Origin of the sequence: Streptomyces sp. NPDC020996 (assembly GCF_040641355.1) — a bacterium.
In the GTDB taxonomy this organism is placed as follows: Bacteria; Actinomycetota; Actinomycetes; order Streptomycetales; family Streptomycetaceae; genus Streptomyces.
The window spans coordinates 12,689-38,863 of record NZ_JBFADM010000064.1; the positions used below are offsets into that span (position 1 = coordinate 12,689).

Annotated in this window: 18 protein-coding genes and 2 pseudogenes; 12 read left to right on the forward strand and 8 right to left on the reverse strand. The window is 70.1% G+C overall.

The genetic code is table 11. The annotated features are described in order from the left end of the window. Positions 1 to 328: 328 nt before the first annotated feature. Positions 329 to 1,393 carry an alpha/beta hydrolase gene (locus AB0G63_RS32005; protein ID WP_360757455.1) on the forward strand — a complete coding sequence of 355 codons (1,065 nt, stop codon included), beginning with the start codon at positions 329 to 331 and terminating at the stop codon, positions 1,391 to 1,393. After that, positions 1,390 to 1,560 carry a hypothetical protein gene (locus AB0G63_RS32010; RefSeq protein ID WP_360757457.1) on the forward strand — a complete coding sequence of 57 codons (171 nt, stop codon included), beginning with the start codon at positions 1,390 to 1,392 and terminating at the stop codon, positions 1,558 to 1,560. The genes AB0G63_RS32005 and AB0G63_RS32010 overlap by 4 nt, the downstream gene beginning before the upstream one ends. A gap of 38 nt (positions 1,561 to 1,598) precedes the next feature. On the opposite strand, the gene AB0G63_RS32015 is transcribed toward AB0G63_RS32010, so the two are convergent. Together AB0G63_RS32015 and AB0G63_RS32020 are read right to left on the reverse strand one after the other, a co-directional pair. Then, positions 1,599 to 2,813: a histidine kinase gene (locus tag AB0G63_RS32015; RefSeq protein WP_360757459.1), complete on the reverse strand. Its 1,215-nt coding sequence runs from the start codon at positions 2,811 to 2,813 to the stop codon at positions 1,599 to 1,601. Between the two features lie 477 nt (positions 2,814 to 3,290). Continuing rightward, positions 3,291 to 5,597 carry a helix-turn-helix domain-containing protein gene (locus AB0G63_RS32020; protein WP_360757461.1) on the reverse strand — a complete coding sequence of 769 codons (2,307 nt, stop codon included), beginning with the start codon at positions 5,595 to 5,597 and terminating at the stop codon, positions 3,291 to 3,293. A gap of 223 nt (positions 5,598 to 5,820) precedes the next feature. Between AB0G63_RS32020 and AB0G63_RS32025 the strand changes: the two genes are divergently transcribed. Continuing rightward, positions 5,821 to 6,531 (forward strand): DUF4232 domain-containing protein, encoded by a 711-nt coding sequence (locus AB0G63_RS32025; RefSeq protein ID WP_360757463.1) that lies wholly within the window; start codon positions 5,821 to 5,823, stop codon positions 6,529 to 6,531. 32 nt (positions 6,532 to 6,563) lie between these two features. Continuing rightward, positions 6,564 to 6,992, forward strand: coding sequence for a hypothetical protein (locus AB0G63_RS32030; protein ID WP_360757466.1), 429 nt, complete (start codon positions 6,564 to 6,566; stop codon positions 6,990 to 6,992). Positions 6,993 to 7,052: 60 nt separating this feature from the next. On the opposite strand, the gene AB0G63_RS32035 is transcribed toward AB0G63_RS32030, so the two are convergent. The 4 genes from AB0G63_RS32035 to AB0G63_RS32050 all read right to left on the reverse strand — a co-directional run bounded on the left by AB0G63_RS32035 (position 7,053) and on the right by AB0G63_RS32050 (position 10,100). Then, positions 7,053 to 7,244, reverse strand: coding sequence for a DUF397 domain-containing protein (locus AB0G63_RS32035; protein WP_360757469.1), 192 nt, complete (start codon positions 7,242 to 7,244; stop codon positions 7,053 to 7,055). Then, positions 7,241 to 8,116 (reverse strand): helix-turn-helix transcriptional regulator, encoded by an 876-nt coding sequence (locus AB0G63_RS32040; RefSeq protein ID WP_360757471.1) that lies wholly within the window; start codon positions 8,114 to 8,116, stop codon positions 7,241 to 7,243. The genes AB0G63_RS32035 and AB0G63_RS32040 overlap by 4 nt, the downstream gene beginning before the upstream one ends. Positions 8,117 to 8,307: 191 nt before the next feature. Then, the gene (locus AB0G63_RS32045; protein WP_360757474.1) at positions 8,308 to 9,837 is read right to left on the reverse strand and encodes a UDP-N-acetylglucosamine 1-carboxyvinyltransferase; all 1,530 of its coding nucleotides are present in this window, start codon (positions 9,835 to 9,837) and stop codon (positions 8,308 to 8,310) included. Between the two features lie 65 nt (positions 9,838 to 9,902). Further along, the gene (locus AB0G63_RS32050) at positions 9,903 to 10,100 is read right to left on the reverse strand and encodes a DUF4236 domain-containing protein (protein WP_360757476.1); all 198 of its coding nucleotides are present in this window, start codon (positions 10,098 to 10,100) and stop codon (positions 9,903 to 9,905) included. A 343-nt stretch (positions 10,101 to 10,443) separates the two neighbouring features. On the opposite strand from AB0G63_RS32050, the gene AB0G63_RS32055 reads away from it, so the two are divergent. From AB0G63_RS32055 to AB0G63_RS32065, 3 genes are all read left to right on the forward strand, one after another. Further along, complete coding sequence (locus AB0G63_RS32055; protein ID WP_360757477.1) at positions 10,444 to 11,910, forward strand: hypothetical protein; 1,467 nt, start codon at positions 10,444 to 10,446, stop codon at positions 11,908 to 11,910. Positions 11,911 to 12,351: 441 nt separating this feature from the next. Further along, positions 12,352 to 13,812: a hypothetical protein gene (locus AB0G63_RS32060; protein WP_360757480.1), complete on the forward strand. Its 1,461-nt coding sequence runs from the start codon at positions 12,352 to 12,354 to the stop codon at positions 13,810 to 13,812. Between the two features lie 204 nt (positions 13,813 to 14,016). Then, positions 14,017 to 15,483, forward strand: a complete 1,467-nt coding sequence (locus AB0G63_RS32065) for a hypothetical protein (RefSeq protein ID WP_360757482.1) — start codon at positions 14,017 to 14,019, stop codon at positions 15,481 to 15,483. On the opposite strand, the pseudogene AB0G63_RS32070 reads toward AB0G63_RS32065, so the two are convergent. Next, positions 15,453 to 15,736 (reverse strand): annotated as a pseudogene (locus tag AB0G63_RS32070) (hypothetical protein); the annotation flags it as partial. The gene AB0G63_RS32065 and the pseudogene AB0G63_RS32070 sit on opposite strands and share 31 nt — an antisense overlap. 189 nt (positions 15,737 to 15,925) lie before the next feature. On the opposite strand from AB0G63_RS32070, the gene AB0G63_RS32075 reads away from it, so the two are divergent. From AB0G63_RS32075 to AB0G63_RS32090, 4 genes are all read left to right on the forward strand, one after another. After that, positions 15,926 to 17,395 carry a hypothetical protein gene (locus AB0G63_RS32075; protein ID WP_360757485.1) on the forward strand — a complete coding sequence of 490 codons (1,470 nt, stop codon included), beginning with the start codon at positions 15,926 to 15,928 and terminating at the stop codon, positions 17,393 to 17,395. A 204-nt stretch (positions 17,396 to 17,599) separates the two neighbouring features. After that, complete coding sequence (locus tag AB0G63_RS32080) at positions 17,600 to 19,063, forward strand: hypothetical protein (RefSeq protein WP_360757488.1); 1,464 nt, start codon at positions 17,600 to 17,602, stop codon at positions 19,061 to 19,063. A 230-nt stretch (positions 19,064 to 19,293) separates the two neighbouring features. Then, on the forward strand, positions 19,294 to 22,026 hold the full coding sequence (acnA, locus tag AB0G63_RS32085) for an aconitate hydratase AcnA (RefSeq protein WP_360757491.1): 2,733 nt from the start codon (positions 19,294 to 19,296) through the stop codon (positions 22,024 to 22,026). 366 nt (positions 22,027 to 22,392) lie between these two features. Further along, complete coding sequence (locus AB0G63_RS32090; protein ID WP_360757493.1) at positions 22,393 to 23,472, forward strand: lytic polysaccharide monooxygenase; 1,080 nt, start codon at positions 22,393 to 22,395, stop codon at positions 23,470 to 23,472. 86 nt (positions 23,473 to 23,558) lie between these two features. Here AB0G63_RS32090 and AB0G63_RS32095 read toward each other — a convergent pair. After that, a pseudogene (locus AB0G63_RS32095) lies at positions 23,559 to 24,151 on the reverse strand (hypothetical protein); the annotation flags it as partial. A 523-nt stretch (positions 24,152 to 24,674) separates the two neighbouring features. Here AB0G63_RS32095 and ngcE point away from each other — a divergent pair. After that, entirely contained in the window at positions 24,675 to 26,135 is a 1,461-nt protein-coding gene (ngcE, locus tag AB0G63_RS32100) for an N-acetylglucosamine/diacetylchitobiose ABC transporter substrate-binding protein (RefSeq protein ID WP_360757496.1), read from the forward strand. Positions 26,136 to 26,175: the final 40 nt, after the last annotated feature.

Here is a 26,175-nt window from a genome sequence, read left to right on the forward strand (position 1 = left end):
CTTCCCGGGGACCGGCTCCCGCCTCTGGTGGATCGGTCCCCGCTTCCGGTGGACCGGCTCCCGCTTCCCGGGGACCGGCTCCCGCCTCTGGTGGACCGGCCCCGCCGTCCGCGCACAGGCGACGCCGCCCTGGCACAGGCACCGCTGCCCGCGCACACAGGCGACGCTGCCCGCGTACAAGCACCGCGCAAGCGGGCGCCGGAACACTGGGGTTGCAGAGCCGCTCCGGCGGGATCCGGCGGGCAGGGTCTCCAGAGTCTCCCTCGGCGCCCCCGCCGCCCCGACGGCGCCACCGGTGCGAACCGGTGGTTCCCTCGCTAGGAGACCGATGGACCATCTCGAAGAACTCAAGGAATTCGCCCGCCTGCACGCCCGGGGACAGGGCATGACGGCCGGGCACGCCACGCGCGTCCTCACCCGGATCACCAACGACACCGTCGGGGACCCCGGGTCGTGGGCCGCGGTGTGGACCGCCGAGGGCCGGGCCGCCGCCGACCACGGCGACCTCCTCGACGCGTGCCGCCACTTCGCGCTCGCCCGGTTCCCGTACCACGGCGACGCCGACCGCGTCCGCGCCCAGGGCCTGTGCGTCGACACCTTCGACCGGTGGCGGCAGGGCCAGGGCGGCATCGAGCGACTGGAGTTCGAGACCTGCGACGGCACCGTCGTCTGCTGGGCCGCCGGACTCGACCGGCACCGCCCGCTGTTGATCGTCATGGGCGGCATCGTCAGCGTGAAGGAACAGTGGGCGCCCCTGCTGCCGCTGCTGTGCAAACTCGGCTTCGCCGCCGTCGTCACCGAACTGCCCGGCGTCGGCGAGAACACCTTCACCTACGGCCCCGACTCCTGGCGCATCCTCGGCTTCCTGCTCGACGAACTCGCCGACCGCGCCCGGGTCTCCGACACCTCCATGCTCGCCCTCAGCTTCAGCGGCCACCTCGCTGTGCGCGCCGCCGCCGACGACTCCCGCATCCGCCGCGTCCTCACCGTGGGCGCGCCCGTCGCCGGCTTCTTCACGGACGAGGCCTGGTGGCCCCGGGTGCCCGGCATCACGGCCGACACCCTGCGCCGCCTCACCGGCAGCGCAAACCTCGCCGAACTCCGTTATCTACTACGGCAGTTCGCGCTCACCCCGGAGCAGCTGCGGCAGGTGCGGATTCCCGTACGGTACGTCGCCAGCGGCCGTGACGAGATCATCCCGGCCGAGGACCAGGCGCTGCTGCGCGGCACGCTCCAGGACGTGCGGTTCAAGACGTTCGACGACGTGCACGGTTCGCCCGCCCATCTCGGCGCGATGCGGCGCTGGCTCATCTCCCAGCTGCTGTGGCTGCGCATCGCGCGCCGCGGCGACCGTCCGACGTCCCGCACCCTGTCCGGAGAGAGGTCCTCATGAATGAAACCGGGAACGACAAGGACGCCGCCTCCGCCCCCGTGGCCGGTGTGCCGCCGTGGCAGACGCTCGCGTCCCTCGGCATCACCGAGAACGACCTGGCGGTCGCCCACCACACTCCGGCCGCTTCCTTCCTCCGGCTGCTGCCGGGGCAGGGCGGCCCCGCGTAGGGAGCCGCGCCGGGTGGGGGAGCGGCGTCGCGGGCCGGTCAGCCGCCCACCCGCGCGGTGGACGAGGGGCTCGGCACGGGCACCTCGGCCAGCAGCCGGAAGGTGCCGTCCCGCCAGGGCCCCGACTCCAGCCGACCGCCCACCGCGGTCATCCGCGCGTGCAGATTGACCAGTCCGTTGCCGCCGTAGGGCGAGGGGTCGTGGTGGGCGGGGTCGACGCCGTCGTTCTCGACCACCAGCCGGACCAGACCGTCCAGTTGGACGGCCTCGATGCGGCAGCGTGAGGCGTTGCTGTGCCGCAGCAGATTGGTGACGGCCTCCCGCAGCGTGGTGGCGAGCGCGGTGTCCAGGTGCGAGGAGAGCGGCCCCAGGTCGACCTCCGTCCGTACGTCGATACCGGCGGCGTCGAGCATCGACCGCGCCGACCTGACCTCCTGCCGCAGGGACAGCTCGCGGAACCCGCTCGCGACCTTGCGAACGTCGGTGAGGGACTGTTCGGCGATGGACAGCACCTCGTCGACCTCCTTCATCGCGCGGGCGGGCTGCGTGGGAATGAGCCGGTGGACCAGTTCGCTCTTCAGCGTGATCGCGGAGAGGCTGCAGCCGAGCAGGTCGTGCAGGTCGCGGGCGAAGCGCAGCCGTTCTCCCGTGACCGCCCGCCGGGCGAGTTCACCGCTCGCGGCGTGCAGCCGCGTGACCAGCTCCGCCAGCCGGGCCAGGCCGTACAGGGCGAACCCGGTCAGCAGCGTGGTCTGGCAGAGCAGGACGCCGTCGAGGACCGACCGGCCGTCGAACGCCGGCAGGATCAGCATGCCGAGCCCCACGACGCCGTACAGCGACCAGGCCACCGGGGGCGGCAGGAGCAGCAGCAGCGAAGCCGCGAGGCAGCCGGCCATCGTCGCCCAGTAGGCCTGGAACAGCAGCAGCGGCAGACAGGTCAGCAGCGCCTGGACGGCGAGGGTGAGGCACCTGCGGGCCAGGGGCGCCCGGCTGCCGCCCGGCGCGGAGTGCTGGAACTGCAGGCCGAGGATCCCCAGGAGCACCAGCACACAGGTCGCCTCGGCGGCCGGGGAGAGATCGGCCCGCAGGATGTCGACGGTGCTCAGCAGCGCGAAGCCCAGCAGCGCGGCGAGGGGGACGGTGCGCGCCGACCGGGGGGCGGGAAGCTCGTCGTCGAATACGGGCGGGCCGTCCGCCTCGCGTCTGTTGCCCCTCGACTCGTCCGCACTGTCGAAACGGTCGTGACCGCTCATCACCTTCACGGCCTCTCACAACTCTGTGCGTCTTCGCGTGGATGCTATGCAATACCTGTGCCCCGTGCAGCGATCAGCCGCCGTGAAAGTCACGTCGCACAGCCGACCGCCCTCGAGCGTCGTGTCCCGCACTATGGACTTGTGTGTGCGTGTCCACGCACGGATGCTGCCCGGCGAGACCGGACTTGATGCGGCCGATTCCTTGCCGCTCAAGGGAGTTGGGACACACCGCGGCTACCGCGGAAGCGGCCCGCGCGGGTGGCGGCCCGGGCACTCGGCCGGCGCGGACCCGCCGACGCACCCGGCACGCCGCCGTCACCCGCCGACGCACCCGGCACGCCGCCGTCACCCGCCGACGCCCAGCACCGGCCGGACATCCCCTCGCCGGACGTGCGCACCCGTGCGCGCCTACCCCGCCTGCGCACGTGCCGCCCGCCGCTCCGCCGCGACCCCGTCCGCGTGAGGCCCCGCCGGGCCTCAGGTGTCGGCGGTGGCTTCGTCGAGCGAGGCGAGTGCGACGGCGGCCTCGGCCTCTCGCGGGCTCCTCAGCGCGGTCAGGGCCTCGCGGGCGGCGAGCAGCGTCTGCCGGGCCTCCCGGTGGCCCGTGGCGGTGAGCACCTGGCCGAGGTCGAGCCGCGCCGCTTCCGCCCAGGCCGGCATCTGCGCCTCCTCGAAGGCGGCCAGGGCCTGCCGCAGCGGCAGTTCGGCCTCGTGCCAGCGTCCCAGGGCCGCCAGATCGTTGCCGATCTGCTGCCGGGCGACCGCGTGGTACAACACGATCAACTCCGCCGTCCGGCCCGGTATCCCCGCGCGGCAGATCCGCTCGCTGCGGCGGTGGATGTCCAGGGCTTCCGCCGGCCGGCCGGCCTGGCGCAGCAGGCTGCCCAGGGAGTTGAGTATCGTCAGCTCGGCCAGCCGGGACTGCGGGGTGTCCTGCTCGGCCAGGCGGCGGGCCGCCTCGTGCAGGCGCTCCTGGGCCTCCCGCGTCCGGCCCAGCCGGTGGAGCGCGCCGGCGCCGTAGCCGAGTGCCCAGCCCTCCTGGAGCCCGTCCCCGCACTCGCGGGCCGCCACGAGCGCGGCGTCGGCGCTCGTCAGGGCGGCACGGGGGTCGTGGACGCAGAGGTTGTAGGCCCAGGCGAGACAGTTCAGGTGGACCGCCTCCTCCCGCCTGCTGCCCAGGGCACGGGCGGAGTCGGCGGAACGCTGGAACACCTCCACCCACTGTTCCCAGTGCTGGTTGCGGTCGGAGAACCAGTGCATCGCCTGCGCCGCGTCCAGGACCTGCCGGTGCCGGCCGGTGTCGTGCGCCCGGCGCAGTGCGGCCAGCCACTGCGCCTGCTCGGCCTCCAGCCAGGCCCGCGCCTCCTCCTGCCCGGCGGGCGCTCCGTCCGGGTCCGGGTCGCCGTACGGCGTGGTGCCTTCATGGTGGACGTCGAAGTGCAGCGCGGCGGCGGTGGCCCGGCGCAGCATCCAGAGCGCGGTCCGGTCCAGGGCGGCGTCGCGGACCCCGGGTTCGTCCTCGGCCGTCACCTGCTCGGCCGCGTACAGTCTGAGCAGGTCGTGGAAGCGGTAGCGCTCGGTGGCGGGGTCGCTCTGGAGAAGCCCTGCGTCGGTCAGTTCCTCCGCGCAGGCGACAGCCTCGTCGTAGGACAGACCGGCCAGGAGCGCGCCGGTCTCGGGGCTGAAGTCCTGGCCGGCGGCCAGCGAGGCGCGGCGCAGGAACGTCCGCGATTCCGGGCGCAGTTGCCGGTACGACAGCGCGAAGGCGGCGCGCACCCGCAGGCTTCCGGCCTGGAGGCCGTCCAGCCGCCGGCTCTCGGCGGTGAGGCGGGCGACGAGCTTGCCCAGCCGTTCGTGCGGCCGGCTGAGGAGCCGCTGGCCGGCGATCCGGACGGCCAGCGGCAGGTGTCCGCACAGGTCGGACAGATCACGTGCGGCCTGTGCCTCCGCCGCCACCCGTTCCGGGCCGATGATGCGGCTCAGGAGTTCCACCGCCTCCTCGCGCCGCAGCAGAGCCAGATCGCAGCGGTGGACGGATTCCAGGCCCGCCAGGGCATGCCGGCTGGTGACGATGGTCAGGGACGGCCCGGTACCGGGCAGCAGCGGGCCGACCTGGGACTCGTCGACGGCGTTGTCCAGCAGCAGGAGCAGCCGCCGCTGCCCGGCAAGGGACCGCCACAGGCCGGCCCGGTCCTCGGTGCAGGCCGGTACCGCCGCGTCGGTGATGCCCACCGCGCCCAGCAGCCGGGCCAGCGCGTCCCTGGGAGTGACCGGTTCGGGATCCATGCCGTGCAGGTCCAGGGCGAACTGCCCGTCCGGGAAGTGCGGGGCGAGACGGTGCGCGGCGTGCACCGCGAACGCGGTCTTGCCCAGGCCGGGCTGCCCGGTGACCACGGTGACCACCGGCCGGCCCCGATCGGCGTCCCGCGCCAGGTCCAGCAGTCGGGCGAGGGCCGCGCCACGGGCCGTGAAGTCCGCGATGTCGCGCGGCAGGGCCAAGGTGCCGGGCGCGGCCGGGCCGGTGGCCGCCCCCGGGCGCGGACGGCCCACGGCGGCGGCCCTCTCCAGGTCCGCGGCCTCGTCGTCACCCAGCCCCAGCGCCTCGGCCAGCGCTTGGACGGTACGGCGCTGCGGTCCCCGGGTACGCCCGCGTTCCATGTCCGCCAGTGCCCTGACACTCACCCCGGCCGCATGGGAGAGCGCCTCCTGGCTCAGCCCGGCACGGGCCCGCAGGCCCCTTAACCGCTGCCCGAAGTCCCCCGTGGAAGGCGTGCCGTCCCGCACCGTCGATGTCCCCGTTCGTCCGGCTCGTCCGGTCGCGAGCCCCGGCAGAAGTATGGCCGACCGTACTTCTGCCGGGGGAACCGCCTGGGCGGCACCGGCCCGAAATGATCGACTGGAGGAAGACGCGGACGCCCCGGTCGCATGCGTGCTGCCGGGGCACAGACCGCCCGCCGTCGAACGTCAGCCGTGCGCACACGGCGTACCACCCAAACGGGGAGATCTCTTGAACACCAGGCGTCACCGCTCCGCGCTGCTCGCTGTCGCGGGCACGGCTCTCGCCCTGTCCCTGACCGCCTGCCAGGGCGGCACGGACAGCGACCCGGCATCCGCGGGCACCCCTTCGGCCGCCGCTTCGGCGACCGCGGCGGGGAACGGCAAGAACACCGGCACCTCGGATTCCGCGGACTCGGCGGGTACCGCCGGTTCCGCGGGTTCGTCGGGTTCCAACGGCGCCGGCGCCTCCGCGGGAACGTCCGGCTCGTCCGGCTCGTCCGGCGAGCAGGCCTCCGCCTCCGACGCGGTCTGCACGGCAGGGGACATCACCGTCACCGCCGCCAGGCAGGACGGCCCGCCCTACACCCACCTCGTCCTCACGGCCAAGAACACCTCCCACCGCTCCTGCAAGCTGCCGGGTTTCCCGCACGTGCAGTTCCTGGAGAGCCACAAGCAGGACGTGCCGGCCGTGGCCAAGAGCAAGCCGGCCACGCCGGTCGTGCTCACGCCGGGGGCCCCGGCCTACGCCCTGGTGAAGTTCTCGGACGGCGGGACCGACGAGGACACGGAGCCGGTGTCGGCGTTCTCCGTCACGCTGGAGGGCGACTCCACGGTCATCGCCGTCACCGCGCCCGGCAGTGGCGGCATCGCCGTCGACCCGGCGAAGGCGCTCACCGGCTACTGGACCCCCGAACTGCGGCGCGGCGCGGACGACTTCTGAGCCATCACACCACTCGACCAAGGAGCACGCACATGCGCGGATTCAGGAGTGCCCTCACGGCGGTCGCGGCCATGGCCGCCTTCGCGGGGGTGGGGGCCGCGGCGGCGCCGTCGCAGGCGGCCACCTCCTGCAAGGACAAGGGCCACAAGTACATCTGCGAGTACGGCATCTCGACCACGAAGTTCGCCAACGGGACCAAGCAGGAGTTCGTCGTCGGCACCGATCACGCGGTGTGGACGAACTGGACCAACACCGACGGCTCCTGGAACGGATGGCTGTCCATGGAGGGATGGGTCCAGAGCCGGATCCAGATCGACCATCTCCAGGGCAGCCTCACGAACTTCACCATCGCGGCCATCGGCCGGGACGGCAACTACTGGTTCCGGATGCGCCACGACAACGGCGCGTGGACCCCCTGGCAGGTGAGCTGCACCGTCCAGGACGGCCCGCTGTGCCCGTGACCGCCGTGGACGGGCGGTAGCGGCCGGTGGGGCGGCGACACACGCCGCCCCACCGGAAGTTCAGACGGGCGACTCCGCCGCCAGCGTCGTGAACGCCGACCACGCGTCGCGGGACAGGGCCAGCGCCCGCCTGCCCGTGTCCTTCGAGTCCCGGACGAGGACGGCCTCGGCGCGCACGGCGACCTCGACGCAGTTGCCGCCCCCACCGCCGCTGTAGCTGCTCTTGAACCAAGCAAGTTCGCTGGTGCTCATAACGCTCCTCGCATCTGCTCCAGCAGGCTCGCGGTGGCCTGGTGACTCAGAGCCTGTGAGCGCATCCTGCCATAGCGCTGAAGCATGGCGCTTGCGGCTTTTGTGTCGGTGACGAGCATGCTGCAATCGTGCGCCTCGACGTAGCCCACCCATCGATTCTCCACCGTCTCGGCGAGGTAGAGAGGGCCCTCGAAACCGGAGTGATCCTCCTGGACCCGAGGCATGATCTGAATCTCCACGTTCCGGAGACGGCCCACTTCGAGCAGGCTGCTGAGCAACGTGTGGGTGACTCTGTCGCCCGCCAGGCGGCGATCCAGCAGGGCCTGCTCGATGATGAAGCCGAACGTGCTGTTCGGCCGCTCCCTCAGGAGACGCTGACGTTCGAGCCGAGCCGTGACCTGTTGCTCGAACTGCTCCTCCGAAAGAGGCGGAAGGCGCCGCTCGAAGAGCGCGCAAATGTAGGGCTCCGGCTGGAGCAAGCCCGGAATCACAGCGCACTCGTACGCATACAGCGAGATCGCTTCCTCCTCGATCCCCGCCCACTGCCGGAACCACGACGCCAGCCCCGCCTTCCGCGTGAGACTGCGGGCCGCCGCCCTCAGCACCCGCCCCGCGGCCGCCCCCAGCACCTCCTCCGACCGCTCCAGCAGATCCCGTGGCGGGAACCGCTTGCCCTGTTCGATCTTGGCGATGTACGCGACCGAGTACCGCATCAGCGGCGCGAACTGCTCCTGCGTCAGGCGGGCTTCCTCGCGCAAGGCCTTGAGGACCGCGCCGAACGTCTTCAGGCTGTCGGAAAGTTCCGGCTCGCAGCTTCCGTTGCCCCCGGCCTGCCCGGAACTCCCGCCCACCCCAACGCCGTTGTCGGTCATCGTCGCAGCCGCCTTCCCCTGTGCCTCGTGCTGTCGGGTCCTCTCCGATGCCGAACGCGCTGCGCCACGCTCGGCAGACCCATCGTCACGTACAGCGACCGACCCGGTCCAGCGCGTGAACCGGTACAACGCGATCTGTATCAGCGCCGGACCTGCCGGCCGGCCCTGGCGGGCGATGCTTCCGAGGACCCTCAGATGTCCCGGAAGATCTCGATCTGCGCCCCGACGGAGTTCAGGCGCTCGGCGAGGTCCTCGTAGCCGCGGTTGATGACGTACACGTTGCGCAGCACCGACGTGCCCTCGGCCGCCATCATCGCCAGCAGGACCACCACGGCGGGGCGCAGCGCGGGCGGGCACATCATCTCCGCGGCGCGCCAGCGGGTCGGGCCCTCGACCAGGACCCGGTGCGGGTCGAGGAGTTGCAGGCGTCCGCCGAGCCGGTTGAGGTCGGTCAGGTAGATCGCGCGGTTGTCGTAGACCCAGTCGTGGATCAGCGTCTTGCCCTGCGCGGTGGCGGCGATGGCCGCGAAGAACGGGACGTTGTCGATGTTCAGGCCGGGGAACGGCATCGGGTGGATCTTGTCGATCGGCGCCTCCAGCTTGGAGGGCCGCACGGTGAGGTCGATCAGGCGCGTACGGCCGTTGTCCGCCCAGTACTCGGGCGTGCGGTCGTGGTCGAGTCCCATCTCCTCCAGGACCGCCAGCTCGATCTCCAGGAACTCGATGGGTACCCGGCGCACAGTCAGCTCCGACTCCGTCACCATCGCGGCCGCCAGCAGGCTCATCGCCTCGACCGGGTCCTCGGAGGGCGAGTAGTCGACGTCGACGTCGATCTCCGGCACGCCGTGCACGGTCAGGGTGGTGGTGCCGATGCCCTCGACCTGCACGCCGAGCGCCTCCAGGAAGAAGCACAGGTCCTGGACCATGTAGTTGGAGGACGCGTTGCGGATGACGGTGACGCCGTCGTGCCGGGCGGCGGCCAGCAGCGCGTTCTCGGTCACCGTGTCGCCGCGCTCGGTCAGCACGATCGGCCGGCCGGGCCGCACCGAGGTGTCGACCCGGGCGTGGTACTGACCCTCGGTCGCGGCGATGTCGAGTCCGAACCGGCGCAGCGCGATCATGTGCGGCTCGATGGTCCGCGTCCCCAGGTCGCAACCGCCCGCGTACGGCAGCTTGAAGCTGTTCATACGGTGCAGCAGCGGGCCGAGGAACATGATGATGGACCGCGTGCGTACGGCCGCCTCGGCGTCGATGGCCTCCATGTCGAGCCGGGCGGGCGGCACGAGTTCGAGGTCGACGCCGTCGTTGATCCAACGGCTGCGTACGCCGATGGAGTTGAGCACCTCCAGGAGCCGGTAGACCTCCTCGATGCGCGCCACCCGGCGCAGCACCGTGCGGCCCCTGTTGAGCAGCGAGGCGCACAGCAGTGCCACGCAGGCGTTCTTGCTCGTCTTGACGTCGATCGCCCCCGACAGCCGTCGGCCGCCCACCACCCGCAGGTGCATCGGGCCCGCGTAGCCCAGCGAGACGATCTCGCTCTCCAGCGCCTCACCGATGCGGGCGATCATCTCAAGGCTGATGTTCTGGCCGCCGCGCTCGATGCGGTTGACCGCGCTCTGGCTGGTGCCCAGAGCCTCCGCGAGCTGTGCCTGCGTCCAGCCGCGGTGTTGCCGCGCGTCACGGATGAGCTTGCCGATGCGTACGAGGTAGTCGTCTGCCATGAGGCTGAGGCTATCTCAGATATGAGATGGGGCATCCCAGGGGGGTCCGTTCGGGTGACGCGCTGTCAACGCCGCCTCGCGGAACGGGTGCGACGCCACCCGAAAGGTCCGGGCAAATCAACCGATGTCGTACGACGTCCGGTGCTGCTGTGTGTGTGCTTCGGGCCGTGCGCACCGCCGGTGGTGATGGACCAGGAGCGCCGGTTGATGTTCAGGCGCACTCCCGGAAGTATCCGGAAACTCTTGCGGAAGGTGAGGGGCATGCCGTGTCTCCTCTCGGTGGTTCGGGAACGTACCGGTCCCCTGTCGGCTGCCCCGGCTCGACGCGCTCAGTCCACGGCGTCGACGCCGTCGACGCGGGCGGAGCCGGCAGGTGGCTCGGCGTCGCGCTGCACGGCGCCCGGGGCGTGGTGGCGGCGATGGCGTGGAGAACGGGACGTTGTCGCCCCGGTGCACGTCGCGGCGGATTTCACGCCGTCCTGATGCTGTAACAGATCATCACCAGACCTCCATCACTTCCCTGCCTGACCTCCGCGGATCGCTAGGTTTGGCGCACATGCGGGCCGGCCTCGGAGGGGCCGCCCAGGAGGGGAATCGGGAAACAAGATGAGACGCGTTCAGAAGCTCGCCTGCGCGACCGGTGTCGCGGCCGCCGTGGTGTGTGCGACTGTGCAGCCGGCCCAGGCATACACGCCCACCGTCAAGCCGCACGCGGCGACGATGGCGGTGATCGACGACACCACCTATTTCATCGGCGGTGACGGCAAGGTCTACCTGAGTGGCTGGGACGTGCAGGCCGCCTCGGGAGCGACCCGCGCCACCCCGACCCCACTGTCCGGACTGCCCAGCGGGGTCCGGGCGCAGTCGATCGCCGCCGGATACCACTTTGCCCTGGTCGTCGGCTCCGACGGCAAGGCGTACGGCACCGGCGTGAACGGCCTGGGTCAGCTCACCGACACCAGCGCCGATCACAGCCAGGACCTGAAGCCCACCCTGACTCCGCTGGCGGGGCTGCCCAGCGGGGTGTCCGCCAAGGCGGTGGCGGCCGGGTTCTCCTTCTCCCTGGTCCTGGGCTCCGACGGCAAGGTCTACGGCACCGGTCAGAACAGCAATGGTGAGCTGACCACGGCGGTGCCGTTCGGCGCGAGCTACAAGCTGACTCCTCTGACAGGCCTGCCCTCCGGAGTGCGGGCCACCGCCATCGACGCCGGCACATTCCAGACGGTCGTACTGGGATCGGACGGACGCGTGTACGGCGCCGGTTACGGTGAGCGCGGCTCGCTGACGTCGACGACCCCGCTCAAGCAGCTGACCGCCTTCACCGGCCTTCCGGTCGGTCTGAGCGTCAAGGCCGTCGCGGTAAGCGACGAGAACGTCGTGCTGCTCGGTTCGGACGGTCACGTCTGGGTCACCGGCGACAACACGTACGGGGAGCTCGGGCTCGGCACCGTCGACTCGAACGACCATCGGCTGCCCCGGAAGATTCCCGGCATCGATCAGGCGGTCGCGATCGATGCGGGCCACTACAACGTGCTCGCGGTGGACCAGTACGGTGTCGTCTACGGGACCGGCGCCAACTTTGCCAACTCGCTCGGCGACCTCGGTTCCCCGGTGGCCGTCGCCGAGGCCCTGCGGGTGGCCCCCGGCCAGCCCAGCAAGGCCCGGATCGTGGAAGTGGCCAGCGGCGCTTCGGACACCCTGGTGCGGGACGCCGACGGCGTGGTGCTCGGTGTCGGTTACAACGGCCAGAGTCAGCTGACCGGGACCGGGAACAGGAGTGAGTTGACCGCTTTCGCGGGTCAGCGGATCAGCGCCTACAAGGCACCCACGGTCAGCGGCACCGCGAAGGTCGGCTCGACCCTGACCGCGAAGAACGGCTCCTGGTCGGTGAAGCCCACCGCGTACAGCTACCAGTGGTACCGGGGCAGCACGGCGGTCTCCGGGGCCACGTCGGCCACGTACAAGCTGACCAGCGCCGACAAGGGCCGAAAGATCAAGGTCCGGGTCAAGGGCACCCGTACCTCCTTCACGAGCGGCACCGCCTACAGCGCCGCCACCGGCACGGTCGGGTAGGACCGCGGCAGGGGACGAGGAAGGGCCGTCCTGAGTGGTGGGAGGTGCATCGCCTTGACCGAGTCCGGGCGCTCGGGAGGCATTGACAGCCGCGGTTGATGACATGGATGCCGCGCAGCACGCTCGCGCCCTGGGCGGCCATCACGGTGAGCGGGGCGACGACGGCCGGCCGCAGGGCGGGCGGAACGTCATCCCGGCGGTGCGCCGGCGGGACGGGGTTCGGCCAGCACTCCCGACCAGGATCCGGTGGGGGCCGGACGGGTGACGGAGCGTCGTCTGTGACGGGGGTGGCTGTTCTGTCCGCAGAACGGATCGCGGCTGTAACAGATCATCACCAGGCCTCCATCCTTCCTCCGTATTTCCTTTGCGGCTCGCTATGTTTGCCGCGCATCCGGGCCGGCCCTGCGTGGGCCGGCTCATGACGAGAGAGAGCCGATCGAGATGAGACGCCTTCACAAGCTGGCCGCCGCGACGGGTGTCGCTGCCGCGGTGATATGCGCGACGGTGCAGCCGGCCCAGGCGTACACGCCCACCGTCAAGCCGCAGGCGACCACGATGGCTGTGAGCGATGGCAGTACCTTTTTCATCGGCGGTGACGGCAAGGTCTACCAGACCGGCTGGGATGTGCAGGCCGCCTCGGGGGCGACCCGCGCCACCCCGACCGCGCTGGCCGGTCTGCCGAGCGGGGTGCGGGCGCAGTCGATCGCCGCCGGATACCACTTCGTCCTGGTCGTCGGCTCCGACGGCAAGGTGTACGGCACCGGCGTGAATACCGAGGGCCAGCTCACCGACACCAGCGCCGACCACAGCCAGCACCTGAAGTCCACCCTGACTCCGCTGGCGGGGCTGCCCAGCGGGGTGTCCGCGAAGGCGGTGGCGGCCGGCTATGCCTTCTCCCTGGTGCTGGGCTCCGACGGCAAGGTCTACGGCACCGGCAGGAACACAACGGGTGAACTCACCACGTCGATGCCGTCGCTCTTCAACTACAAGCTGGCCCCGCTGGCCGGGCTGCCCTCCGGAGTGCGCGCGACCGCCATTGCCGCCGGTAGCTACACCACGGTCGTGCTGGCGTCGGACGGACATGTGTACGGCACCGGCTACAGCTTTCTCGAATCCCTGACGGTGCCGAACTCGGTCAAGAAGCTGACCGCCTTCAGCGGGCTGCCGGTCAGCCTTGGCGTCAAGGCCGTCGCCGTCAGCTACGCGAACGTCGTCCTGCTCGGTTCGGACGGCCACGTCTGGGTCACCGGCAGCAACCAGAACGGGCAGTTCGGTCTCGGCACCACCGACCAGAACAGCCACCCGCTGGCTCGGATGATCCCCGGCATCGATCAGGCGGTGGCGATCGAGGCGGGCTACGACAACGTGCTCGCCGTGAACAAGTACGGCATCGTGTTCGTGACCGGCGCCAACTACGGCTTCGGTGGCCTGGCCGACCTGATCACCACGGCCGACGCCCTGCGGGTGGCCCCCGCCCAGCCCAGCAAGGCCCTGGCGGTGGAAGTGGCCAGCAGCGATTCCGACACCCTGGTGCGGGATGCCGACGGTGTGGTCCTCGGCGTCGGTTCCAACAGCTACCACCAGCTGTCCGGGACCGGGGACAGGAGCGCGCTGACCGTCCTGGCGGGGCAGCGGATCAGTGCCTACAAGTCGCCTGCGGTCAGTGGTACCGCGAAGGTCGGTTCGACGCTGACCGCGAAGAACGGTTCCTGGTCGGTGAAGCCCACCGCGTACAGCTACCAGTGGTACCGGGGCAGCACGGCGATCTCCGGGGCCACGTCGGCCACGTACAAGCTGACCAGCGCCGACAAGGGCCGCAAGATCAAGGTCCGGGTCAAGGGCACCCGTACCTCCTTCACGAGCGGCACCGCCTACAGCCCCGCCACCGGCACGGTCGGGTGACGCCACGGCGCGGGATGAACCGTCTGCTGTGACCGGTCGTGGCGGGCTTGTCGGGAAGCCGCTGAAATGGCGCCGTCGCGGCTGTAACGGATCATCACCAGACCTCCATCCTTTCTCCCGACGTCCCTTGCGGCTCGCTATGTTTGCCGCGCATCCAAGCCGGCCCTCCGTGGGCCGGCTCATGACGAGAGAGAGCCGATCGAGATGAGACGCCTTCACAAGCTGGCCGCCGCGACGGGTGTCGCTGCCGCGGTGATATGCGCGACGGTGCAGCCGGCCCAGGCGTACACGCCCACCGTCAAGCCGCACGCGACCACGACGGTAGTGGGCACCGGCGCCACCTATTTCATCGGCGGTGACGGCAAGGTCTACCAGACCGGCATGGACGTGCAGGTCCCCGCGGGGAACGTGTCCCGCACCACCCCGACTCCCCTGGCCGGTCTGCCCAGCGGGGTGCGGGCGCAGTCGATCGCCGCCGGATACCAATTCGTCCTCGTGGTCGGCTCCGACGGCAAGGTGTACGGCACCGGTGCGAACGACGAGGGTCAGCTCACCGACACCAGCGCCGATCACAGTCAGGGGTGGAAGTCCACGCTGACTCCGCTGGCGGGGCTGCCCAGCGGGGTGTCCGCCAAGGCGGTGGCCGCCGGGCAGTACTTCTCCCTGGTGCTGGGCTCCGACGGCAAGGTCTACGGCACCGGTCGGAACACCTACGGCGAACTGACCACGTCGATGCCGACCGGCGCGAACTACAAACTGACCCCGCTGGCCGGGCTGCCCTCCGGAGTGCGCGCGACCACCATCGCCGCCGGCTTCAACACCACCGTCGTGCTGGCATCGGACGGACATGTGTACGGCGCCGGCCAGAGCGTCATGGGCTCGCTCTCGGTGAAGGACGCGGTCAACAAGCTGACCGCCCTCGGCGGCCTGCCGGTCAGCCTGGGCGTGAAGGCCGTCGCCGTCGGTAACGCGAACGTCGTCCTGCTCGGCTCGGACGGGCACGTCTGGGTCACCGGAAGCAACGGTGTCGGGCAGTTCGGTATCGGCACCACCGACCTGGACAACCACCCGCTGGCACAGAAGATTCCCGGCGTCGACCAGGCGGTCGCGATCGACGCGGGCGTCGACAGCGTGCTCGCCGTGGACAAGTACGGCATCGTCTACGCGACGGGTGTCAACTACGGCAACGTGGGCGACATCGGCAAGCAGTTGACCACGGCCGCAGCCCTGCGGGTGGCCTCCGGCCAGCCCAGCAAGGCCCCGGTCGTCGAAGTGGCCGGCAATGTCTCGGACACCCTGGTGCGGGACGCCGACGGTGTGGTCCTCGGCGTCGGTTCCAACGACTACCACCAGCTGACCGGGTCCGGGAACAGGAGTGAGCTGACCGCGTTCGCGGGGCAGCGGATCAGTGCCTACAAGGCGCCCTCGCTCACCGGCACCGCCAAGGTCGGCTCGACGCTCACCGCGAAGAACGGCTCCTGGTCCGTGAAGCCCACCGCGTACAGCTACCAGTGGTACCGGGGCAGCACGGCGATCTCCGGGGCCACGTCGGCCACGTACAAGCTGACCAGCGCCGACAAGGGCCGCAAGATCAAGGTCCGGGTCAAGGGCACCCGTACCTCCTTCACGAGCGGCACCGCCTACAGCCCCGCCACCGGCACGGTCGGGTAACGCCACGGCGCGGGACGAGGAAGGGCCGCCCTGAGTGGTGGGAGGTACATCGCCTTGATCGAGTTCGGGCGCTCGGGGAGGCATTGACACCCGCGGTAGATGACATGGATGTCCCGCAGCACGCTCGCGCCCTCGGCGGCCATCACGGTCAGTAGGGCGACGACGGTCGGCCGCAGGGCCGGCGGAACGTCATCCCGGCGGCGCGCCGACGGGTCGGGCCCCGGCCAGGACTTCCGACCAGGATCCGGTGGGGGCCGGACGGGTGACGGAGCGTCGTCTGTGACGGGGGTGGCTGTTCTGTCCGCAGAACGGATCGCGGCTGTAACAGATCATCACCAGGCCTCCATCTTTCCTCCGTATGTCCCTTGCGGCTCGCTATGTTTGCCGCGCATCCGGGCCGGCCCTTCGCGGGCCGGCTCATGACCAGAGAGAGCCGATCGAGATGAGACGTCTTCACAAGCTGGCCGCCGCGACGGGTGTTGCGGCTGCGGTGATATGTGCGACGGTGCAGCCGGCCCAGGCGTACACGCCCGCCGTCAAGCCGCAGGCGACCACGATAGCCGTGGGCCCCACCACCACCATCTTCATCGGCGGTGACGGCAAGGTCTACCAGACCGGCTTGGACGTGCAGGACCCCGCGGGGAACGTATCCCGCACCACCCCGACTCCCCTGCCCGGACTGCCCAGCGGAGTGCGAGCGCAGTCGATCGCCGCCGCATACCGCTTCGTCCTGGTCGTCGGCTCCGACGGCAAGGCCTATGGCGCCGGTGTCAACGCCCAGGGCCAGCTCACCGACACCAGCGCCGATCACAGTCAGGGCTGGAAGTCCACCCTGACCCCGCTGGCGGGGCTGCCCAGCGGGGTGTCGGCCAAGGCGGTGGCGGCCGGCTATGCCTTTTCCCTGGTTCTGGGCTCCGACGGCAAGGTCTACGGAACCGGTCGGAACATCTACGGCGAGCTGACCACGTCGATGCCGTCCGAGCTGAATTACAAGCTGGCGCCGCTGGCCGGGCTGCCCTCCGGAGTGCGCGCGACCACCATCGCCGCCGACGGCTACACCACCGTCGTGCTGGGATCGGACGGACATGTGTACGGTGCGGGTGACAGTGCGCATGGCTCCCTGACGGGGACGGGAGATGCCAAGAAGCTGACCGTCTTCGGCGGCCTGCCGGGCAGTCTGGCCGTCAAGACTGTCGCCGTCAGTGGCGCGAACGTCGTCCTGCTCGGCTCGGACGGTCACGTCTGGGTCACTGGGAGCAACGAGTGGGGACAGCTCGGGGTCGGTGCCACCGACACGAAGGACCACCCGCTGGCGCGGAAGATCCCGGGCATCGACCAGGCTGTCGCGATCGACGCGGGTTACGGCAACGTGCTTGCGGTTGACAAGTACGGCATCACGTACGCGACCGGCGACAACACTGGAGGCGCTCTCGGTGAGCTGGGTAACCCGGTGACCGTCGCCGACGCCGTTCGAGTGGCCCCCGGCCAGCCCAGCAAGGCCCCGTTCGTGGAAGTGGCCACCGGTGATTCGGACACTCTGGTGCGGGATGCCGACGGTGTGGTCCTCGGTGTCGGCTACAACGGCCAGGGCCAGTTGACCGGGACCGGGGACAGGAGCGCGCTGACCGCGTTCGCGGGTCAGCGGATCAGTGCCTACAAGTCGCCCGCGGTCAGTGGTACCGCGAAGGTCGGTTCGACGCTGACCGCGAAGAACGGCTCCTGGAGCGTGAAGCCCACCGCGTACGCCTACCAGTGGTACCGGGGCAGTACGGCGGTCTCCGGGGCCACGTCGGCCACGTACAAGCTGACCAGCGCCGACAAGGGCCGAAAGATCAAGGTCCGGGTCAAGGGCACCCGTACCTCCTTCACGAGCGGCACCGCCTACAGCCCCGCCACCGGCACGGTCGGGTAGGACCGCGGCACGGGATGAACCGTCTGCTGTGACCGGTCGTGGCGGGCTTGTCGGGAAGCCGCTGAAACGGCTTCGTCGCGGCTGTAACGGATCATCACCAGACCTCCATCCTTTCTCCCGACGTCCCTTGCGGCTCGCTATGTTTGCCGCGGATCCGGGCCGGCCCTCCACGGGCCGGCTCATGACGAGAGAAAGCCGATCGAGATGAGACGTCTTCACAAGCTGGCCGCCGCGACCGGTGTCGCCGCCGCGGTGATATGCGCGACGGTGCAGCCGGCCCAGGCGTACACGCCCACCGTCAAGCCGCACGCGGCGACGATCGCGGTGAGCGAGGACACCACCTATTTCATCGGCGGTGACGGCAAGGTCTACCTCACCGGCTGGGACGTGCAGGCCGCCTCGGGGGCGACCCGCGCCACCCCGACCGCACTGGCCGGGCTGCCGAGCGGGGTGCGGGCGCAGTCGATCGCCTCCGGATACCGCTTCGTCCTGGTCGTCGGATCCGACGGCAAGGTCTACGGCGCCGGCGCGAACGGGGTGGGCCAGCTCACCGACACCAGCGCCGACCACAGCCAGCAGCACAAGTCCACCCTGACTCCGCTGGCGGGGCTGCCCAGCGGGGTGTCCGCCAAGGCGGTGGCAGCCGGGCTCAACTTCTCCGTGGTGCTGGGCTCCGACGGCAAGGTGTACGGCACCGGTTGGAACAGCAACGGTGTGCTGACCACGTCGATGCCGACGGGCTCGACCTACAAACTGACCCCGCTGGCCGGCCTGCCCTCGGGAGTGCGCGCCACCGCCATCGACGCCGCCGCGTACCAGACGGTCGTGCTGGCGTCGGACGGAGGTGTGTACGGCACCGGTTACAGCACGCACGGCTCACTGTCGGTGAAGGAATCGCTCAAGCAGCTGACCGCCTTCGGCGGCCTTCCGGCCGGCATGAGCATCAAGGCCGTCGCCGTCAGCTACGAGAACGTCGTCCTGCTCGGTTCGGACGGCCACGTCTGGGTCACCGGCGACAACTCGGAGGGGCAGCTCGGGCTCGGCAGCGCCGACACGAACGACCATACGCAGGCCCGGAGGATTCCCGGCATCGAGCACGCGGTCGCGATCGAGGCGGGTCAGAGCAGCGTGCTCGCCGTGGACCAGTACGGCTTCGTCTACGGGATCGGCGCCAACTACGGGCAGCTCAGCGACATCGGCACCCCGGTGACCACCGCCGACGCCGTGCGGGTGGCCCCCGGCCAGCCCAGCAAGGCCGGGATGGTGGAAGTGGCCAGCACCGCGGCGGACACCCTGGTGCGGGACGCCGACGGTGTGGTCCTCGGTGTCGGTTCCAACAGCTACCACCAGCTGACCGGGACCGGGGACAGGAGCGCGCTGACCGCGCTGGCGGGTCAGCGGATCAGTGCCTACAAGTCGCCCGCGGTCAGTGGTACCGCGAAGGTCGGTTCGACGCTGACCGCGAAGAACGGTTCCTGGTCGGTGAAGCCCACCGCGTACAGCTACCAGTGGTACCGGGGCAGCACGGCGGTCTCCGGGGCCACGTCGGCCACGTACAAGCTGACCAGCGCCGACAAGGGCCGCAAGATCAAGGTCCGGGTCAAGGGCACCCGTACCTCCTTCACGAGCGGCACCGCCTACAGCCCCGCGACCGGCACGGTCGGGTAGGGCCGCGGGTGCGGGGTGCGGAGGCAGCGTGCCGGGCCCCGCATGACCATCCGCCGCCCATGTACTAGAGTTATCTCGACATCGAGATATCTGCCGAGGTGCACCGCAGCCGCCACCCCGGTGAGGCATGACTTACTCAGTCTCGCTTCAGCGGATTGGTCCAGAGGCCGTGGCGGCACCACGCGGCGGTAGCCGCATATGGTTTGCGGTGTGGTGGTACGCGCACATCAATGAAGGAGACTGTCGTGTCGGCGAACAGCTTCGACGCCCGCAGCACGCTGCAGGTGGGCGACGAGTCGTACGAGATCTTCCGCCTGGACAAGGTGGAGGGCTCGGCCCGGCTCCCCTACAGCCTGAAGGTCCTGCTGGAGAACCTGCTCCGCACCGAGGACGGCGCGAACATCACCGCCGACCACATCCGTGCCCTCGGCAACTGGGACTCGCAGGCCCAGCCGTCGCAGGAGATCCAGTTCACGCCGGCCCGCGTGATCATGCAGGACTTCACCGGCGTCCCCTGCGTGGTCGACCTCGCCACCATGCGCGAGGCCGTCAAGGAGCTCGGCGGCGACCCGGCGAAGATCAACCCGCTGGCCCCGGCCGAGCTGGTCATCGACCACTCCGTCATCGCCGACAAGTTCGGCACCAACGACGCCTTCAAGCAGAACGTCGAGCTGGAGTACGGCCGCAACAAGGAGCGCTACCAGTTCCTGCGCTGGGGCCAGACCGCGTTCGACGAGTTCAAGGTCGTCCCGCCGGGCACCGGCATCGTCCACCAGGTGAACATCGAGCACCTGGCCCGCACGGTCATGGTCCGGAACGGGCAGGCATACCCCGACACCCTCGTCGGCACCGACTCGCACACCACCATGGTCAACGGCCTCGGCGTGCTCGGCTGGGGCGTCGGCGGCATCGAGGCCGAGGCCGCCATGCTCGGCCAGCCGGTCTCCATGCTGATCCCGCGCGTGGTCGGCTTCAAGCTCACCGGCGAGCTGCCCACCGGCACCACCGCCACCGACCTCGTTCTCACCATCACCGAGATGCTCCGCAAGCACGGCGTCGTCGGCAAGTTCGTCGAGTTCTACGGCGAGGGCGTGGCGGCCACCAGCCTCGCCAACCGCGCCACCATCGGCAACATGTCCCCGGAGTTCGGCTCCACCGCCGCGATCTTCCCGATCGACGACGAGACCCTCAACTACCTGCGTCTGACCGGCCGCAGCGACCAGCAGGTCGCGCTCGTCGAGGCGTACGCCAAGGAGCAGGGCCTCTGGCTGGACCCGAAGGCCGAGCCCGACTTCTCCGAGAAGCTCGAGCTGGACCTGTCGACGGTCGTCCCGTCCATCGCCGGCCCCAAGCGCCCGCAGGACCGGATCGTCCTCGCGAACGCCGCCGAGCAGTTCAAGCAGGACGTCCGCAACTACGTGGACAGCGTGGACGAGGCCGGCCAGGAGTCCTTCCCGGCCTCCGACGCCCCCGCCGTGCACCCCAACGGCGCGCCGTCCAACCCGGTTCCGGTCACCGCCCCCGACGGGACGACCTACGAGCTCGACCACGGCGCCGTCACCGTGGCCGCCATCACCTCCTGCACCAACACCTCCAACCCGTACGTCATGGTCGCCGCCGCGCTCGTCGCGAAGAAGGCCGTGGAGAAGGGCCTGACCCGCAAGCCGTGGGTCAAGACCACCCTCGCCCCGGGCTCCAAGGTCGTCACCGACTACTTCGACAAGGCGGGCCTGACCCCCTACCTCGACAAGGTCGGCTTCAACCTCGTCGGCTACGGCTGCACCACCTGCATCGGCAACTCCGGCCCGCTGCCGGAGGAGGTCTCCAAGGCCGTCAACGACCACGACCTCGCCGTCACCTCGGTCCTCTCCGGCAACCGGAACTTCGAGGGCCGCATCAACCCCGACGTCAAGATGAACTACCTGGCCTCCCCGCCGCTGGTCGTCGCGTACGCCATCGCGGGATCCATGAAGGTGGACATCACGCGCGACGCCCTGGGCACCGACCAGGACGGCAACCCGGTCTTCCTCAAGGACATCTGGCCCAGCGAGGCCGAGGTCAACGACGTCGTGGCGAACGCCATCGGCGAGGACATGTTCAACAAGTCCTACGCCGACGTCTTCGCCGGCGACGCCCAGTGGCAGGCGCTGCCCATCCCGACCGGCAACACCTTCGAGTGGGACCCGGAGTCGACGTACGTGCGCAAGCCCCCGTACTTCGAGGGCATGGGCATGGAGCCGGAGCCGGTCTCCGACATCTCCGGCGCCCGGGTGCTCGCCAAGCTGGGCGACTCGGTCACCACCGACCACATCTCCCCGGCCGGCGCGATCAAGGCCGACACCCCGGCCGGCCAGTACCTCACCGAGCACGGTGTGGAGCGTCGTGACTTCAACTCCTACGGCTCCCGCCGAGGCAACCACGAGGTCATGATCCGCGGCACGTTCGCCAACATCCGCCTGCGCAACCAGATCGCGCCGGGCACCGAGGGCGGCTACACCCGCGACTTCACGCAGGAGGGCGGCCCGGTCTCCTTCATCTACGACGCCTCGCAGAACTACCAGGCCGCCGGCGTCCCGCTGGTCGTCCTGGCCGGCAAGGAGTACGGCTCCGGCTCGTCCCGCGACTGGGCGGCCAAGGGCACGGCCCTGCTCGGCGTCAAGGCCGTCATCGCCGAGTCCTACGAGCGCATCCACCGCTCGAACCTCATCGGCATGGGCGTCCTGCCGCTGCAGTTCCCGGAGGGCGCCTCCGCCGAGTCCCTCGGCCTGACCGGCGAGGAGACCTTCTCCATCACCGGCGTCACCGAGCTGAACGAGGGCACCACGCCGCGCACGGTCAAGGTCACCACCGACACCGGTGTCGAGTTCGACGCGGTCGTCCGCATCGACACCCCCGGTGAGGCCGACTACTACCGCAACGGCGGCATCATGCAGTACGTGCTGCGCAACCTGATCCGCAAGTAGGCTGCGGCACACGGCAGTTCAGGGCCGCATCCCCGGTGACGGTGACGGGGGTGCGGTCCTGCGCCGTGTCCGCAACCGGGGCCCGGACGGCCCGGTCCGGCCCGAGTCGCCCGCGCGCCGGAACCGCGCCTGAACCCCACCGGAAGCGGGCAGGAACCGCGCCGCGGCCACTTCGCATACGTCCTGTGTGCTTCAGGCGTTTACAACCGGGCCACTCGGCGCTAGCTTCGCCAGTGGAGAGGTGGGAGCGCTCCCATGACGGTGGACCGGAACCCGCCGCCACGGGGCGCTCCCGCCTCGCCCGCTCGGACCATCGACGCACGCCCGTCCCCCACACACGGCCGCAGCTGAAGGAATCCGAATGTCATGATCCTGTCAATCAATACCGTGCGCCGACCGGCGCCCTCCAACCGGACCAAGGCTCTCTTCCTGGTCCTGGTCTCCCTGCTCGCCACCGTCCCGGCCCTGGCCCTGGTGCTGACGGCCGGCGGGCCGGCGCAGGCCCACGGCACTCCGATGAAGCCCGGCAGCCGTACCTTCCTGTGCTGGCAGGACGGCCTCACCGACACCGGCGAGATCAAGCCGGTCAACCCGGCCTGCAAGGCCGCCCAGCAGATCAGCGGCACCACGCCGTTCTACAACTGGTTCTCGGTGCTGCGCTCGGACGGCGCCGGCCGCACCCGCGGCTTCGTGCCGGACGGCGAGCTGTGCAGCGGCGGCAACCCGAACTTCACCGGCTTCAACCTGCCGCGCAACGACTGGCCGCTGACCCACCTCACCTCGGGCGCGACCGTCGACTTCTCGTACAACGCCTGGGCCGCGCACCCGGGCTGGTTCTACGTCTACATCACCAAGGACGGCTTCGACCCGACCAAGAGGCTGACCTGGGACGACATCGAGGACACCCCGTTCCTCAGCGTCGACCACCCGCCGCTCAACGGCTCACCGGGCACGGTCGAGGCCAACTACTCCTGGACCGGCAAGCTCCCGGAGGGCAAGTCGGGGCGGCACATCATCTACATGGTGTGGCAGCGCTCGGACAGCGCGGAGACCTTCTACTCCTGCTCCGACGTGGTCTTCGACGGCGGCAACGGCGAGGTCACGGGCATCCACGACCCGGGCAACCCGACGGACCCGGTCCCCGGCACCTGCTCCGCCACCCGCAAGACGACCGGCACCTGGAACGGCGGCTACCAGTCCGAGGTGACCGTCACCAACACCGGCGACGTGCCGATGCTGGGGTGGATGGTCGACTGGACGCTGCCGGCCGGCCAGAAGGTCGACAGCCTGTGGAACGGCAACGCCACCTACACCGGCCAGGACGTGATGGTTCACAACGCCGACTGGAACGGCTCGCTGAGTCCAGGGGCGAGCACCACCTTCGGATACGTCGTCACCGGCGACGGCGGCGACACCGCGACGACCCTGCCCTGCCGGGTCGGTTAGGCCCTGCGAGGGGGTGCAGGCGTGCCCCGGCCCACGCACGTCACCGTGGGCCGGGGCACGCGTCTGTCAGCGCCCGGACGCGGCGCTCAGGCCGGCAGTCCGACCTCCGAGACGACCGCCTCGCCGTCGAGGACCGGGCGGTACTTCGCGTACGTGCCCGGCGACGCGACCGTGAACGCGCGGGTCTGCCGGTCCCAGGCGAACGACTCGCCGGACCGCTTGTCGAGCGTCTTCCACACGGCGCCGTCGGCGGAGCCCTGAAGGGTCCAGCCGGCCGGCGCCTCGGAGCGGTCCGAGGACGAGGTCAGCGTGTACTGCACCCCCTTCACCCGGCCGGACACCGGAAGGTCCACGGACGTCACCGTGGCGTCCGTCGCCGAGGTGTCGTCGAAGAGGGCCCCGGCGACCTTCAGCACGTCCGTGCGGGGCGTCGGCACCTCGTCGTCCCGGGTGGTGGACACCGGCGCCGCGTTCTTGCCCGAGCCCCACGACGACGGCTCCGGGCCCATGCCGAACTCCAGCACCCCGCCCTCGGCGAGCAGCGCGTGGGGGAGCGAAGTGGACGTCCAGGTACGGCCGTTGACCTTCAAGCCTTGTACTCGCTGCCGGTGTCGACGCGGGACAGAACCTCGCGGACGTTCAGCTGCGCCTTCCACGGCTGCCCGGCCGCGTCGTACATGCCGGGTCGCCGGCCTCGAAGGAGGACGCGAACCCCCGGCCGGCCACCGCGGCCTTCGCCGGCAGGGCCTTCGCCGGCAGGGCCGTCGCCGCTCCCGGTGATCCGGCGGCCAACGCGAAAGCGGCGGTCAGAACGACCGCCGGACCCCGTCTGCGCCGAGTTCTCCAGTGCATTCGCGAGCACCTTCCCTGCATGTGCGACAACGTTGTCAGACACCTTGCGCGGAGACCAGTCGCAAGCAAGTGCTCAGTGATGTCAAGGGTGTTGCCTGTGGTATTCGTGGCCTATGTCGCGAATTTTTCCGGCAACGCGCCCACCGGGGGCGCATATTTCCTCGAGGTCTCAACTCGGATAAGACCATTGACGAAACCTGCATTCGATCTTGATCCGTCGGCGGGAAGTGGACTATACCTGTCGGCGATTCACCGATCCGCACTTCCTGCACGACCCTGCTTGACCTGACCGCGGTGCCGGGGAGGATCCGGTTCACCGCCTGAGTCCTGGAGAAGGCGAGGACTTGAGCATGGGATCCACTTCCGCCGAGAACAACGGCACCGGCGGCACCGGCACATCGGGTGTGGGGCGCCGCGATCTGATCAGGCGGTCCGCAGCGCTCGGACTGATCTCCGTACCCGCGATGAGCCTCCTGTCCGCGTGCGCGAGCGGCGGCGGGGGTGACGACGACGGCGACTCCAGCCAGGGCAAGACCTCGAAGTCCAACCCCTTCGGCGTGCAGAAGGGCAGCAAGCTCGACGTCGTCATCTTCAAGGGCGGTTACGGCGACGACTACGCCAAGGCGTGGGAGGCGAACTACCAGCAGAAGCTCGGCGTCACCTCCACCCACACCGGCACGCAGGAGATCACCGGCAAGCTCCAGCCCCGCTTCAACGCGGGCAACCCGCCGGACATCGTGGACGACTCCGGCGCCCAGCAGATCAAGGTCGACGTCCTGTACAAGAACGGCCAGTTGCTGGACCTCGCCCCGGTGCTCGACGCGCCCTCGGTCGACGACCCGTCCAAGAAGGTCCGGGACATGATCATCCCCGGCACCCTGGACGCGGGCATGCAGGAGGGCAAGATCGTCGCCCTCAACTACATCTACACCGTGTGGGGCCTGTGGTACTCCGGCAAGCTCTTCAAGGACAAGGGCTGGGAGGCGCCCAAGACCTGGGACGAGTTCATCGCCATCTGCCAGGACGCCAGGAAGCAGGGCATCGGCGGCCTGGCCCACCAGGGCAAGTACCCGTACTACATCAACGTCGCCATCATGGACATGATCGCCAAGAAGGGCGGTCTGGACGCCATGAAGGCCATCGACAACCTCGACCCCAAGGCGTTCGTGGGCTCCGACGCGGCGCAGGCGGGCGTCGAGGCGATCTACGAGGTCGTCGAGAAGGGCCTGTTGATGCCCGGCACCAACGGCCTGACCCACACCGAGTCGCAGACCCGCTGGAACCAGTACAAGGCCGCCTTCATCACCTGCGGCTCGTGGCTGGAGAACGAGCAGCTGAAGCAGACGCCGGCCGACTTCGACATGAAGTTCCTGCCGATGCCGCTGCTGCCGGACAGTCAGCTGCCGTTCGAGGCGATCCGGGCCGGCTCCGGCGAGCCCTTCATCATCCCGGCGAAGGCGAAGAACCTCGCCGGAGCCAAGGAGTTCATGCGGCGCATGCTCTCCAAGGAGTGGTCGACGCTGTTCGCCAAGGAGGCCAACTCGCTGACCATCCTCAAGGACGGCGTCGACCCGAGCGTCAAGCTGCGCCCCGGCACCCAGTCCACGGTCGAGGCGTCCAAGGCGGCCGGCGACAACACCTTCCGCTACCTGTACACCGAGTGGTACAGCGAGATGGGCGCCGCCATCGAGGCCGCGTCCAACGAGCTGATGGCCAAGCGCATCCAGCCGAAGGAATGGCTGAAGCGCTGTCAGGCGGCGGTCGACAAGCAGGCCAAGGACCCGTCCTCCAAGAAGAACCACCGGGACTGACCGCGACGCCGTGTCCCGGGCCGGAGCGATCCGGCCCGGG